This window comes from Methylophilus sp. DMC14, from assembly GCF_056314085.1.
In genome coordinates, this window is sequence record NZ_JBQUZA010000001.1 from 815,309 (window position 1) to 829,697 (window position 14,389).

A 14,389-nucleotide genomic window follows, 5' to 3' on the forward strand; every position below is an offset into this window, starting at 1 on the left:
CTATGAATTTGTATCCAGTGACAATTGTGGAGAATTTTTATGAAGATCCAGACGCTGTTCGTACTTTTGCGTTAAATCAGAAATATCAATATCGTCATCAATTAGGTAACGTTCCTTATGTTTTTCCAGGATGTAGAACTAAGGATTTGTCTGTCATTAACAAGCCACTCTTTGAGAAGCTTAGTACAAAAATTATTTCACTTTTCCATAACTCAGAATATGAGCATATGCGTTGGGCAATTTCGACCAACTTTCAGAGTGTCAGTGAAGAATACGGCCGTGGCGTAATTCACACGGATGGGAATGCAGTTTTTGCAGCGGTGTTATATTTAAGTCCTGATGCACCTTTAGATTCGGGGACCTCTTTATTCAGGCCTAATAAAAGCTTTGATCAGGCTTTATACGAAAAAGCACTTAAGGTGAATGATAAGCGCTTTGCGGATGGTACTGTAAAGATGGATACCGCTTATCACAGCATGTTTGATGAGATTGTGAGAATCAATAACGTTTATAACACCTTGATACTCTATGAAGGCAGACATTTTCATGCCGCAAATAACTTTTTTGGTAAGACATTAAAAGACTCACGGCTGGCGCAAGTCTTTTTTGTCAGTAGTATTGATGCGCAAAGACACAGCTCATTCCCACTTTGGCGGAGTCAGCAAGTTCACATTTAAATTGCTAATCATCAATGCCTAGCTCCTGAATTTTACGTGTGAGCGTATTGCGCCCCATGCCCAACTGATTGGCAGCTTCAATCCGGCGGCCATCGGTATGGGCGAGGGCACGGGTGATCAGGATGCGCTCAAACTCTTTGGTTTTGGCATCAAGGATATTGGTTTCTCCGCGATTAAGCGCGTCGGTGACTTCTTGGGCTAGCGCTTCTTGCCAGGAGCCTCCGCTACTATGTTTGCCCGTATCTTCTTTAAGCTCTGGGGGTAAGTCATTAACATCCACGTTTTGACCTGGCGCCATCACGGTGAGCCAGTGGCAGACGTTTTCAAGCTGGCGAACGTTACCGCTCCAGTTGACCGACATCAGGTATTTGATGGCTGCCTGTGACAGTTGCTTGGGCTCAACCCCCAATTGCTGTGCACTGTGGGCGAGAAAATGCTTGGTCAGCAAGGGGATATCTTCTCTACGTTCACGCAAGGGCGGCAAGCGCAGACGAATGACGTTCAGACGGTGAAACAAGTCTTCACGGAACAGGCCTTGTTTGACGCGTTCTTCGAGGTCCTGGTGAGTGGCAGCAATCACGCGTACATTGACTTTGATTGGTTGATGTCCGCCCACGCGATAAAACTGGCCGTCGGACAAGACGCGCAACAATCTGGTTTGCAAGTCAGCAGGCATGTCGCCGATTTCATCCAGAAACAAAGTGCCGTTATCTGCTTGTTCAAAGCGGCCCCGTCTGGCGGCGGCGGCCCCTGTAAATGCTCCGCGTTCATGACCAAACAATTCGGATTCTAATAAATCTTTGGGAATCGCTGCGGTATTAATGGCGATAAATGGCTTGTCAGCCCGTGGACTGTGTCTATGTAGGGCGCTCGCGACCAGTTCTTTACCGCTGCCGGATTCGCCGTTAATGAGCACGGTGGAGTGCGAGCGGCTCAGGCGGCCAATGGCACGGAAAACCTCTTGCATGGCGGGGGCCTGGCCGATGATTTCTGGCGAGGGGCCGGTGTCTTCTACGGCCTCGACAGATTGACGCATGCTTTCTTCAACGGCACGTTTGATAATTTCGATGGCTTGATCTACATCAAACGGTTTGGCCAGATACTCAAACGCGCCACCCTGAAAGGCTGCGACAGCACTTTCGAGGTCTGAGTAGGCGGTCATGATAATGACTGGAATTTCAGGATACCGCTGCTTCACCTCGGATAAAAAGTCCAGGCCCGAGCCATTGGGCATGCGGATGTCACTGACGATGACTTGGGGTTGTTCACGATTTAAAGCGTTGAGGGCTTCTGCTGGGGAGGAAAATGTTTTGAAATCAAAGTCGGTGCGCGCCAGGGCTTTTTCAAACACCCAGCGGATGGATTTGTCGTCGTCTAGGATCCAGATTGGCTTCATAGCTGTTTCTCGTGAATTATTGTACGGATGATTTTAATTGCGTACTTTCAATAGGTAGCAATATATGGAAGATGGTTTTACCCGGCTGCGAGTCACAATCGATCATGCCGTGGTGCTGGGTAATAAAGGTTTGTGCCAAGGCCAGGCCCAAGCCTGTGCCGCCTTCACGACCGGATACCAGTGGGTAGAAAATACGTTCTTTGATGCCGGCAGGGATGCCTGGGCCGTTATCAATAATCTCTAAATGAATCCCGACACGGTAACGTTTTCTGGCTAGCGTAATTTGGCGCTCAGCACGCGTGCGGAAAGTAATGCTCGCACCTTCGGTCTGGTGCTGCTGCATCGCTTGTGCCGCATTACGCGCAATATTGAGCACGGCTTGGATCAGTTTTTCGCGATCGCCAATGAGCTCCGGCAAGCTGGTATCGTAGTCGCGGATCACGCGGATATGGTTAGGCGATTCTGCCAGTAACAGACTGCGTACGCGCTCCAGCACTTCATGAATGTTGGTGGGCTCATATTTTGGCACGCGGTGTGGTGCCAGCAGTCTGTCCATGAGGCTATGTAGTCTGTCAGCCTCTTTGATAATCACCTGGGTATATTCTTTTAGGCTGGGTTGCGGCAACTCAAATTCAAGCAATTGTGCCGCACCACGCAAGCCGCCTAGCGGGTTGCGGATCTCATGCGCCAGATTCCTGAGTAATTCAGAGTTGGCTTGCTGCTGTATCAACATGCGCTCTTCACGCGCAATACGCAATTGCTGATCCATTTGCACAAATTCCAGAATCAGCATGTCTTCCGGCGTTTGGTTGAACGCGGCTGAAATAGGGGTGGCTGTGCAGGTCACGGCCGTTGTATGGCCGCGTTGGGTGGTCAGTGCAAACTCATGCTCACGATATGGGCTCTGTGTTTCTATGGCGTTAGTCACGGCCATTTGCAAAATTTCGCAATTCACAAACACGTCATGGATATGCGCCCCTTGAATCTGGTTGGCACTAAATGCAAACAGAATCTCGGCGCTGGAGTTTGCGTAAGTAACTTCTAGTTGGTTATTAAGCAAAATGACTGCCGTGGCAATATGCTCTAAACCACTAAAGCCGTTGGGAGATTTCTGTACCATGTCCTGAGCTTGTTAAAAAGAGTGAATCACGCCCTGTTTTAAAGCAAAACCCAAGCCAATTCTTACAAGAAACGTAAAAATGATTGAGCAAGCCCCCAAAATGGTGCATTTAAAGGTTGAGTTCTTTATTTAACAGCTCGATATTGCGCTCATGTGCCTGAATTTCGGCCTCAATCACTCGCAGTTTTTCTTCATACTTGGCGACATTCCTAAACGTTTTTCCATTGGCACCTCTATAGACTTCTGGCGTGTTCTGGGCTTCTTCATATAACAGGCGTGCATTCTCAAGTGCTTGTTTTTCTTGAGAAAGCTCGTTCATTAATAGCTCTCGCCGCTTTTGGTCGCGTTGATTTTGTGTCTGATTATCGACTTTGGGAAAATCGGCCGGAGAGGGTGTTTTTACATTGGCTTTTTTCTCCCTGGCAGGGGGTGGAGGCTCTGTGGTTCTGGGCCCACTAATAATGAGCTCTGCCTTGCTTTTGCCTTCGGGTTTGATATTGGTATAGGTGGTGACGCCGTTACTGTCGGTATATTTGTAAATATCTGCCCAGCTTTGGTTGCACATGAGCGCGAAGGTGCAAATGTAAAAAAGTCTTTTCATGGCAATAGTTTAGAGTAGATCGTTGAGGGTATCAACGTCTGCTCGCCTAAAAACGTTGACGGAACAGCGCGCACATAAAAAAACAGGGCAGCCCTGGGCTGCCCTGTTTTAGTGCGTGCTCTTGTGATTAGCAAGAGTAGTACAGGCCAAATTCCACTGGGTGTGGTGTTTGGCGCAGTTTAGTGACTTCTTCCATTTTCAATGCAATGTATGCATCAATCCAGTCGTCTGAGAAAACGCCGCCGCGTGTTAAGAACTCGCGGTCTTTATCCAGATACTCCAATGCTTGTTCCAGAGATGAACATACCGTTGGGATCAATGCATCTTCTTCTGGTGGCAGATGGTACAAGTCTTTAGTCGCTGGTTCACCTGGGTGAATCTTGTTCTGAACGCCATCCAGACCAGCCATCAACAGGGCTGAGAAAGCCAAGTATGGGTTAGCAATCGGGTCTGGGAAGCGCGCTTCAACACGGCGTGCTTTGTCTGAATGCACAAATGGAATACGAATCGCAGCAGAACGGTTTTTAGCTGAGTAAGCCAGTTTGACTGGTGCTTCGTAGTGTGGAACCAAGCGCTTGTATGAGTTGGTGCCTGGGTTGGTAATCGCATTCAGTGCACGTGCGTGCTTGATGATGCCGCCGATGTAGTACAGAGCGAAGTCGCTCAGGCCTGCATAGCCGTTACCTGCAAACAGGTTTTTGCCATCTTTCCATACTGACTGGTGTACGTGCATACCGGAGCCGTTGTCACCAAACATCGGTTTAGGCATAAATGTAGCAGTTTTACCGTAAGCGTGTGCAGTATTAGTCACTACGTATTTCAGGATTTGCGTCCAGTCAGCACGCTGTACCAAGGTCGCAAATTTAGTACCGATTTCACATTGACCCGCTGTTGCCACTTCGTGGTGGTGCACTTCAACAGGCACGCCCAATTCTTCCAAAGTCATGACCATGGCAGAGCGGATGTCATGCAATGAATCGACAGGAGGCACTGGGAAGTAGCCGCCTTTAACGCCTGGACGGTGGCCAGTGTTGCCGCCCTCGAATTTTTCACCTGAGGACCAAGCGGCCTCTTCGGAGTTGATTTTCACAAAGCTACCACCCATGGTGGCATCCCATTGTACGCTGTCAAAAATGAAGAACTCTGGCTCTGGACCAAAGTAAGCAGTGTCGCCCAGGCCGCTGGATTTCAGATAAGCTTCAGCGCGTTTTGCCAGGGAGCGTGGGTCACGGTCATAGCCTTTACCATCAGTAGGGTCTACTACGTCGCAGGTCAGAACCAAGGTCGGTTCGTCAAAAAATGGATCGATGAATGCGGTGCTTGCATCAGGCATCAATTGCATGTCAGAGGCTTGAATGCCTTTCCAGCCAGCAATGGAAGAACCATCAAAGGCGTGACCTTCGGTAAATTTATCTTCGTCGAAGGCAGACACTGGCACGGTCACGTGCTGCTCTTTACCTCTGGTGTCGGTAAAACGGAAATCAACAAATTTGATGTCGTTTTCCGCAACCAGTTTCATTACGTTTGCAACGGACATTACATTCTCCTCAGTGATCAAGATCTAAAATGATTCAACTTGCGCACGCAAAAAAGGGACATGTTGCGGATGTCCCGGAACGTGAGCAAATATAAAAACACAAACTAGCAAAACAAATAGATATGTGGAATTTTTGGTTTACGAATTCCATTGAATCTTAGGATGTAATAGTAGCAGGAAGCATGCCACCCAAAAACAGGCATTTTGCATGGATATGAGATATCTGACATAAAAAAGCAAAATCAATGGGCACTAATTAGGTGCACTGCAACAAATTGAGCACAAAAATGGTGCTAAATGTGTTTGCATGGCTTTCACAGGTATACTCGCGGTTTAACTAAGTGATTGAAAGAGTGAAGGTGTCATTTGGAGAGTGTTGAAAAAATCTTGCAACAAGCCGCTCAGCGCGCAGAACAAAATGGCTTGACTTACGCGGGAGCCGTCACGCCGCAGGAGGCGTACGCGCTGGTTAGTCAGGATCAGAACGTGGTATTGGTGGATGTGCGTTCACGTGCCGAGTTGGAGTTGGTTGGGCGCGTGCCAATGGCGGCCCATCTGGAATGGGCGTTTTATCCAGGCATGATTGCCAATCCTGAGTTTGCCGATCAGTTACAGGCGTTGGTTGATCCTGCGCGCACCGTCGTATTTATGTGCCGCACGGGTGGCCGCAGCCATAATGCTGCCTTGCTGGCGCAAAAACTCGGATATCCCAACGCCTACAATATGCTCGAAGGCTTTGAAGGCGAAGCGAATGAGGCCAAGCAAAGAACCCTGATCAATGGCTGGAAACATGCAGGCTTGCCCTGGTCCAACTAGGTGATCTTGCTATGTCGGTTGAAAAATACGCAGTCATTGGCCACCCGATTGCGCACAGCAAATCGCCGTTGATTCACCAGGCATTTGCGCAGCAATTTGGCAAGACGATTGTTTACGAAAAGGTGTTGGCACCTCTGGATGGCTTTGCGTCCACGGTGCAGCAATTGCAGCAACAAGGGTATGTGGGCGCAAATGTCACGGTACCATTCAAATTTGAAGCCTATGACTTAAGCCAGACTTTATCTGAACGCGCGCAGGCGGCCGGGGCAGTGAACACCCTCAGTTTTGGTCAAACGCAAATTCAGGGCGACAATACCGATGGCTGTGGGCTGGTCAATGACATTCTCAAACATCACCAGACGGCCCTGGCCGCAAAAAAAATCTTGTTGCTGGGCGCAGGCGGCGCTGCGCAAGGCGTGATGCTGCCGTTGATTGCACAAGGCCCGGCGCAATTGACCATTGCTAACCGCACACAGGACAAGGCGCAAGCCATGCTGGATAAGTTTGCGGACGCGGGGGGGCAATGTGGCGTCTTGCTGGCCGTGACCACGTTTGCAGCACTTACCGAGGCCTATGACGTGGTCATTAATGCCACTTCTGCGGGATTGTCTGAGACACCGTTACAGCTTTCATCGCATGTCTTTGGCACGCATACCCTGGCTTACGACATGATGTACGGCCGGGAGACGCCGTTTATGCAGCAGGCGCGTACCGCAGGCGCACAGGTGGCAGATGGCTTGGGTATGCTCATCGAGCAGGCGGCAGAAGCGTTTTTTATCTGGCATGGATTGCGTCCTGACACGGCCCCAGTGATTCAGACATTCCGCTAATCTTCATTTCTGTCATGAAACAAAGCATCAAGCTGTTTTTTGCCCTGTTTTTACTCTGGGTACTGTTGTATCAGGTCTGGATACTCAGCCATATTTTGTGGTGGGTAGATCACAACCCAGGCGCCACTGCCTTCATGCAGGCGCGGCTGGAAGTGATGCAAGAAAGCCATCCCGAAGCCACCATACAGCAGCAGTGGGTGCCTTACGCCAAGATCAGCAACCATTTAAAACGCGCAGTGATTGCGGCGGAAGATAGCAAATTCGTTGACCATGAAGGCTTTGACTGGGTCGGGATCGAAACCGCTTTTGAGAAAAACCTCAAGAAGGGCAAAATCGTCGCTGGCGGCTCCACCATTAGCCAGCAACTGGCCAAGAATTTGTTTTTATCCGGGCATCGCACGCCCTGGCGCAAAGCACAAGAAGCGGTGATTACCTTTATGCTGGAAAAGCTCATGACCAAGCGCAGGATTCTGGAAATCTACCTGAACGTGATTGAGTGGGGCGAGGGCGTGTTCGGGGCGCAAGCGGCGGCCAAGCATTACTTTCACGCTTCGGCCGCCAGTCTGGCACCCGCCCAAGCGGCGCGCTTGGCAGCCATGATTCCTAACCCGCGTTTTTATGATCTGCACCGCAGTACCCGCTATTTAAATCGCCACGCCGCTACCATTCAGGCGCGCATGCGATTGGTCAAAATACCCTGATTTTACGGGCCTGATTTAGGCATGAACGTGAAACATGCCTGCATACAATGTTTGCTATCAATGGATTTGATACATCATTTCCATCGGCGGTGTATGCAGATGCACCGTCAGGCAGGTTGCATGTTGACCTTAGCCTTTGACAGCGAGATGTTTTACAAGGGTGTGAGGTAACGGCCAGGTCACTGGCCGTATTTTTTTGAACGCATCCACGCTTGCCTCACCAAACTTGAGTTGGTGGCCGATATTAACTGGACCCGATATCAAACATGGCGTCCAGATCCTGTTTGCGGTATGTGCGCAGTGATAGCATGGTTTCGGTTCTCACAATGCCGCTGATGGCAGCCAGTTGATGGGTCACCAGTGCAGAGAGCGCCTCGGGCCCGGTGACTTGTATGACGGCCACCAGGTCATATTGACCACTCACTGAATAGACTTCTGTCACTTGCGCTAATGATGCCAGGGTTTCCGCCACCGTGGCCATTTGTTGGCGCTCAGCGTTCACCAGCATAATACACGTCATCATAAGACACTCCTTTTCAAGGCCTCCGCCTGTGAGCGGCGGAGGCTACGCCCTTCAAACGGTTTTGGTCTGTACCGGCATCTTCTGTGCAGCATGAGGCTGATGGCGTTGCAGCAGGGCCTTGTGCAAATACTGAAAATCCGCTGGATCAATCGGTAAAAACCACTGCTTGAAGCGGGTCGCGACGCCCAGCGGCAGGCGCATGTCCGATAACAACTCGTCAATATGATGTAGTGAGAACGGAATGATATTGGTGCCTTTGGAGTGTTTGCCTTCTGTACGCGCTTCCATCCATGCCAGACGTTCCTTGATTGTGCTGCGTTGTGCTTCTGCGGTCGGCAACTTCATCTTTCCACCAATCCAGTCGGCCAGCCAGTAAGCGCCTACTTCGGCATTGAGCTGGCTAAAGAATGAAGAGTTATAACCATTAAACGCCAGACCTGACATGCCAACCGGTGCCATCGACCGGTACAGCACAAAATTACCTTCTGCATCGGTCACATGTTTCATCACGTCATCGTTCAAAAAAGGCACACGCTGATGCCAGCCTGTCCCGCAAATCACAATGTCGGCAGGCAAACGGCGGCCATCAGTTAAATGTGCATAACGCACGCCATGCTCAATGCTAAATCCTGTGATGCTGTTTTGTTTTGCAACGTCAATATGACCCGCTTCCACGCTTTCAAAGAAACCTTCGGTGACCAGGCTGACGGTACTGCGCGCAATCGATTCTAGTGGCTGGTCAGGCTTGAGGCCCAGTTTTTCGAGGCGGCATTGGCGGTTGATGACCCACTGCACCTGATTCAACATGCTGTTACGGATTGGTTTGCCGATGCCGTGCAAAAAGCGCTCTATGCCTTTAAGGCGGATATATTTAAACAAGCCTTCGCCCATGCGCGTCAAAAACAGGTATTTGTAATTGAGCACATTCATGAGTCGTTTTGGCACTTTCCAGATCAAATGTCTGGCTACCACCGTGGTGCTCGCCGCTTGCTGGCAAACCGCTTGTGCCACATCGGTAGAAGATTTTCCGTAGCCGACAATCAGCACATGTTTGCCTTTGGCATCTGCAAGCTCCTTGAACTCGCTGGTGTGGCAAATACGGCCACCTGCGGCGGTAAATTCGGCTGCACCCGGATAGTCCGGGATCATGGGCTGCGAAAAAATTCCGTTACAGACAATTAAAAAATCAAAATGTCGCGTTTCCTCTGCTTTGCCTTCGGTCTTGACGGTGAGTTGCCAGCCTTGACCAACCGGTGTGGCCAATTTCACTTCGGTATTCAAGCTGATCAGGTGTGCAAAATTGAACTGCTTGGTATAGGCATCCAGATAGTGCTGCACCTGCTCGCCACTCGGCCACTCAGGGTAATGCTTGGGATAGGGGAAATCTGAAAAGGCATAGGTGGACTTCACATTTTGTGTGGTCAGGTTAGGGTAGCGTCTGGAGGCGCTCCACACCCCGCCGACATCCGCCTCCTTCTCAAACACCGTGACCTGGTGACCAAATGCAGTCAGCACTTTTGCTGTACTCAAACCGGCAAACCCGGCACCCACAATCGCAATATTCATACGGTTTCCTTTGCGCTTAAAAAAATCATACAGGGCCTATCCCTGTATCGTCGGGTGCAGTATTGAGCGAGCAAAGTTTGCCGACTATCCAGAAACTGCCTGCACTATCCGCGTTCGGCAACAACTTGCATGCGTGCTGCATTTGGCTGCGCAATGCGGATAGTGGCTGCACGGAGCGGATAGCCCCGCCGTCTACGCTGCGAGAAAGTAGCAACCACAACGAAGGTGATCACTTGCCTTCCCACCCTTCAACCGAGCAAGCGAGACGAAAAATGGGACAAATGATAGAAATCAGCGCGCAATTCCCGGCCTTTAAAGGCTATCTGGCCCTGCCAGCCACCGGCAGCGGGCCGGGCCTGGTGTTGTGCCAGGAAATTTTTGGCGTGAATGCCAATATGCAGGCCATTGCCGACCTGTATGCCGAAGAGGGTTATATGGTGCTGGTGCCAGATTTGTACTGGCGCCTGCAGCCTGGTATTACCCTGACCGATGCAGCCGAGGATATGCCGGCCGCGTTGGGCTATTACCAGCGGTTTGATGAAGCTACCGGCATGCAGGATGTCCAATTGGCCATCAGCTGTTTGCGTGGCATGGCAGGGGCCAGTGGCAAGGTGGGTGTGCTGGGCTATTGCCTGGGCGGCAAGCTGGCTTATCTGGCGGCCAGTCAGACCGATGCCGATGTGGCGGTGGGTTACTACGGGGTAGGTATAGAGCAGGCCTTGCCACAGATGGCTGCGCTACGTTGCCCGTTAACCCTGCATATTGCTGAGAAAGATGCCTTCTGCCCACCTGCGGCCCAAGCCGAGATTCTGGCTGCAGCCAGCACACAGCCGCTGGCGAAGACCTATGTGTATGCCGGTGTAGATCATGCGTTTGCCCGCCTGGGTGGTGCGCATTACCACGCCCCCTCGGCACAAATGGCATATAGCCGCACCCTGGGCGCCTTGCGTAAAGCCATGGGGCCGGATTATGACCTGAGTGCGATTGCAGATCATCACTTTGCGCTCGAATTTGCCACCCGCGATGCCGATGCCACCATGACCACCATGGTCGCCCAGCCGTATGTGAATCATGTGCCCACCATGACGGGCGGGGTCGGCTACACCATGCTGCGTCGCTTTTATCAGCATCACTTTATTCACAATAACCCGGCAGACATGCAAATGACGCCAATTTCACGCGTGGTCGGTGCAGACCGCATGGTGGATGAGTTTGTGCTTAGTTTTACGCACGACTGCGAGATTGACTGGTTGCTGCCGAATGTGCCGCCGACCGGGCGCCGGATTGAAATCCCCATGCTGGTGGTGGTGACTTTCCGTGGTGACAAGCTGTTTAACGAACATATTTACTGGGATCAGGCCAGCGTGCTGGTGCAAGCGGGACTGCTTGATCCCGCCCTGATTCCAGCCATCTGCGGGGTCGAGCAAGCACGCAAACTGCTGGACCCCAACCTTCCTTCCAACACGCTGATGGCCAACTGGTCACTCAGCGCCAATGCATGAGGTGTGCCATGAAAGGGATCGCAAACAAAGTCGTCATCGTCACCGGCAGTGCCACGCTGATCGGTGCGGCCGTGGTCGAAGCCTTCCACGCCGCGGGCGCAAAAGTGGTGGCGGTGGATATTGATGCACGTGGGGCGACGGTGGCGGCTGGCATCAGCCCGGACATTCTGTTTTTACAAACAGACATTACCGATGATGCCGCCTTGCAACAGTTGGTGGCGACCACGCAACACACCTTTGGCGGTGTAGATTTTCTGGTCAACCTGGCCTGTAGCTATGTGGACAACGGTTTTGCTGCCAGCCGCGAGGATTGGTTGCTCAGTTACAACGTCAACCTGGTGAGCAGTGTCATGCTGGCCAAGGCTTGCCATGCGGCCATGTGTCAGCGTGGCGGTGGCGCCATCGTGCATTTTTCCAGCATCTCAGCCAGCGCTGCACAAACCGGCCGCTGGCTATATCCGGCCAGCAAGGCCGCAACCGAACAACTGACCCGCAGCATGGCGATTGATCTGGCCAGTGACCATATCCGGGTCAATGCGGTGGCCCCCGGCTGGATCTGGTCACGCGTCATGGACGAGCTGACGGGCGGCAACCGCGCCAAAACCGATGCCGTGGCTGCGCCTTTCCATGCGCTGAAACGCGTGGGTGACCCGCAGGAAGTCGCCGATGTGGTGCTGTTTTTATGTTCTGACCATGCCTCGTTTGTCACGGGCGCCGTGTATGCCGTCGATGGCGGCTACAGCGCGATGGGTCCCGAGCAGGCAGAGCCCGCCATTCCCAAGCTGGCGGATTGATATTTATACCCAGATTTTTTAAACGATTGAATCTCACTCTGAAAGGAACCCCTCGATGAACCTCTTCTCCTCTGGCAGTAAACCCCTTGGCGCACTGGGTCTGGCACTGGCCGCCACCAGCATCCCCATGCTTGCCCAAGCCTATGATTTGCCCCCAATCAACCTTGGGTTCACCAGCTTTCTGGATGGTGCCCCGCCCGCAGGCAATGGCTGGTATTTCAGCCAATACGTGCAGCAATACCATGCCGACAAGTTCAAGGATAACGCAGGCAATAGTCTAGGTTTGCCTAACCCCAAAGTGGATGTCACCGTCAGTCTGTCGCAAGTACTGTATATCTCGGATATCGAAGTCGCCGGGGCTAATCTGGGCATGGATGTGATTGTGCCCGTGGTCAGTCCGCATACCAGTTATGGCGCCGCCTCCAATGCGTTCCCCAAAGCGGGTGACAGTGGCGTAGGCGATTTACTGGTCGGCCCCTTCCTGCAGTGGCCTATTGTCATGGGCGAAAAAGGGCCTAAATTCATGCAGCGCGTTGAATTACAGTTTATTTTGCCCACGGGCGAATACAGTGCTAACCGCGAAATCAACCCGGGCAGCAATGCCTGGTCGTTCAACCCTTACTGGTCAGGCACTTATTTTTTCACGCCAGAATGGACTGCGTCTGTGCGTGCACACTATTTGTGGAACGGCAAAAATGATGATCCCAACCGAGGGTTTCAGGCATTGGGCGCCAGCAGCACGCGTGCAGGGCAGGCGTTTCATACCAACTTTGCCATGGAGTATGCCTTTACACCGCAACTGCGCTTGGGCGTTAACGGTTACTACCTCAAGCAAACCACCGATACCCAAATGAACGGTCATGACGTGTCTGGGCGTCGCGAGCAGGTATTGGCACTGGGCGTGGGGGGCATGTACAGCTTTTCCAAGCAGGATCATCTGATGTTTAACTTCTACGATGAAATGGCAGTGAAAAACCGTACCGAAGGTGAACGTTACAACCTGCGTTTTGTGCATCACTTTTAAGGATTCGAGGTCAATATGAACGCTATTCAAGCACAAGCCGTCCAGTTCCATGCTGGCAAGCTCCAGTCTGGTGAGCCCTTGCTCAAGTTTCCCACCGATGACGGTTCACGTATTCCCTACGCCGTGTTCAGCTCGCAAGCCGTGTATGAGCTGGAGCAAGAACGCATCTTTCGCGGGCCGACCTGGAGTTTTCTCGGGCTGGAAGCCGAAATCCCCAACCCCGGCGACTTTAAAAGCACGTTTGTTGGGGATACGCCGGTGGTGATGACCCGCACCAAAGAAGGCGGACTGGCCGCCTGGGTGAACCGCTGTGCGCACCGCGGCGCACAAGTCTGCCGTCAGGCGCGCGGCAATGCCAGTGAGCATACCTGTGTGTATCACCAGTGGAGTTTTGACTGTGAGGGCAATTTGCAGGGTGTGCCGTTCCGCCGTGGGCAAAAAGGCATGTCTGGCATGCCCAAAGACTTTAACCCGAAAGAGCACGGTCTCAAGCAGCTGCGGGTAGACAGCTATAAAGGCCTGGTGTTTGCCACCTTTAGCGACACGGTGGCGCCTTTGCCTGACTATATCGGTCCTGAAATGCGGCCGTGGATAGACCGTATTTTCCACAAGCCGATCGAGTACCTGGGCTGCACCCGCCAATACTCCAAATCTAACTGGAAACTGTATCTGGAAAACGTCAAAGATCCGTATCACGCCAGTTTGCTGCACCTGTTTCATACCACCTTCAATATTTTCCGTGTCGGCATGAAGGCGCGTTCGATCCCGGATGCCACCCATGGCTTGCATAGCATCATCACCGCAACCAAAAACGAGGTGCAAACCGTCGAGGCGTATAAAGCGCAGGCCATCCGTTCGTTTGATGAAGGCTTTCAGCTAAAGGATGACAGCCTGCTTGGACAGATACAGGAGTATGAAGAGCTGACCACCAACCATATCCAGCCGATTTTCCCGCAGTTGGTCGTACAGCAAATCCACAATACGCTGGTGGCGCGGCAGTTGCTGGCCAAAGGCCCCCACAATTTCGAGCTGATTTTCCACTTTTTTGGCTATGTGGATGACACGCCGGAATTGCGCGCCATGCGGCTCAAACAGGCCAATCTGGTGGGCCCGGCGGGGTATATCTCGATGGAAGACACCGAGGCGACCGAGCTGGTGCAACGTGGCACCGTGCGTGATGGCGATGCCTGCTCGGTGATTGAAATGAGCAAAGACCAGCCAGACCAGCAGGATACGCTGATCACCGAAAGCCTGATCAGACGCTTCTGGGTCGGCTATCAGCAGCTCATGGGTTTTTAAGGA

Annotated in this window: 14 protein-coding genes; 8 read left to right on the forward strand and 6 right to left on the reverse strand. The window is 52.0% G+C overall.

Features of this window, described 5'->3' with window-relative positions; genetic code table 11:
- Window positions 1–2 precede the first annotated feature (2 nt).
- Window positions 3–677: a DUF6445 family protein gene (locus tag ACT53C_RS03990; RefSeq protein WP_338656035.1), complete on the forward strand. Its 675-nt coding sequence runs from the start codon at window positions 3–5 to the stop codon at window positions 675–677.
- A 4-nt stretch (window positions 678–681) separates the two neighbouring features.
- Here the strand turns inward: ACT53C_RS03990 and ntrC are convergent, their stop codons facing one another.
- The 4 genes from ntrC to glnA form a co-directional block, all read right to left on the reverse strand.
- Entirely contained in the window at window positions 682–2,073 is a 1,392-nt protein-coding gene (ntrC, locus tag ACT53C_RS03995; RefSeq protein ID WP_412010098.1) for a nitrogen regulation protein NR(I), read from the reverse strand.
- Between the two features lie 16 nt (window positions 2,074–2,089).
- Window positions 2,090–3,193 carry a nitrogen regulation protein NR(II) gene (gene glnL, locus ACT53C_RS04000; protein ID WP_194749575.1) on the reverse strand — a complete coding sequence of 368 codons (1,104 nt, stop codon included), beginning with the start codon at window positions 3,191–3,193 and terminating at the stop codon, window positions 2,090–2,092.
- Window positions 3,194–3,302: 109 nt separating this feature from the next.
- Window positions 3,303–3,794, reverse strand: coding sequence for a DUF4124 domain-containing protein (locus ACT53C_RS04005; protein WP_476144883.1), 492 nt, complete (start codon window positions 3,792–3,794; stop codon window positions 3,303–3,305).
- Between the two features lie 127 nt (window positions 3,795–3,921).
- Entirely contained in the window at window positions 3,922–5,331 is a 1,410-nt protein-coding gene (gene glnA, locus ACT53C_RS04010; RefSeq protein ID WP_194749573.1) for a type I glutamate--ammonia ligase, read from the reverse strand.
- A 366-nt stretch (window positions 5,332–5,697) separates the two neighbouring features.
- Between glnA and ACT53C_RS04015 the strand changes: the two genes are divergently transcribed.
- The 3 genes from ACT53C_RS04015 to mtgA are packed head-to-tail and all read left to right on the forward strand — an operon-like array spanning window position 5,698 to window position 7,678.
- On the forward strand, window positions 5,698–6,147 hold the full coding sequence (locus tag ACT53C_RS04015; protein ID WP_476144884.1) for a rhodanese-like domain-containing protein: 450 nt from the start codon (window positions 5,698–5,700) through the stop codon (window positions 6,145–6,147).
- Window positions 6,148–6,158: 11 nt separating this feature from the next.
- Window positions 6,159–6,977 (forward strand): shikimate dehydrogenase, encoded by an 819-nt coding sequence (gene aroE, locus ACT53C_RS04020; protein WP_476144885.1) that lies wholly within the window; start codon window positions 6,159–6,161, stop codon window positions 6,975–6,977.
- A gap of 14 nt (window positions 6,978–6,991) precedes the next feature.
- A complete protein-coding gene (mtgA, locus tag ACT53C_RS04025; RefSeq protein ID WP_476144886.1) occupies window positions 6,992–7,678 on the forward strand; it encodes a monofunctional biosynthetic peptidoglycan transglycosylase in 687 nt (228 codons plus the stop codon).
- A 244-nt stretch (window positions 7,679–7,922) separates the two neighbouring features.
- Here the strand turns inward: mtgA and ACT53C_RS04030 are convergent, their stop codons facing one another.
- Window positions 7,923–8,201, reverse strand: a complete 279-nt coding sequence (locus tag ACT53C_RS04030; protein WP_476144887.1) for an Lrp/AsnC family transcriptional regulator — start codon at window positions 8,199–8,201, stop codon at window positions 7,923–7,925.
- 51 nt (window positions 8,202–8,252) lie between these two features.
- Window positions 8,253–9,767, reverse strand: coding sequence for a flavin-containing monooxygenase (locus ACT53C_RS04035; RefSeq protein ID WP_476144888.1), 1,515 nt, complete (start codon window positions 9,765–9,767; stop codon window positions 8,253–8,255).
- 62 nt (window positions 9,768–9,829) lie between these two features.
- Between ACT53C_RS04035 and ACT53C_RS04040 the strand changes: the two genes are divergently transcribed.
- Genes ACT53C_RS04040 through andAc form a run of 4 tightly spaced genes read left to right on the forward strand, consistent with a single transcriptional unit; the run spans window position 9,830 to window position 14,386 of the window.
- On the forward strand, window positions 9,830–11,269 hold the full coding sequence (locus ACT53C_RS04040) for a dienelactone hydrolase family protein (protein ID WP_476144890.1): 1,440 nt from the start codon (window positions 9,830–9,832) through the stop codon (window positions 11,267–11,269).
- An 8-nt stretch (window positions 11,270–11,277) separates the two neighbouring features.
- Window positions 11,278–12,063: an SDR family oxidoreductase gene (locus tag ACT53C_RS04045; protein ID WP_476144891.1), complete on the forward strand. Its 786-nt coding sequence runs from the start codon at window positions 11,278–11,280 to the stop codon at window positions 12,061–12,063.
- Window positions 12,064–12,118: 55 nt separating this feature from the next.
- The gene (locus ACT53C_RS04050) at window positions 12,119–13,087 is read left to right on the forward strand and encodes a SphA family protein (protein WP_476144892.1); all 969 of its coding nucleotides are present in this window, start codon (window positions 12,119–12,121) and stop codon (window positions 13,085–13,087) included.
- 15 nt (window positions 13,088–13,102) lie between these two features.
- A complete protein-coding gene (gene andAc / locus ACT53C_RS04055) occupies window positions 13,103–14,386 on the forward strand; it encodes an anthranilate 1,2-dioxygenase large subunit AndAc (protein WP_476144894.1) in 1,284 nt (427 codons plus the stop codon).
- Window positions 14,387–14,389 lie beyond the last annotated feature (3 nt).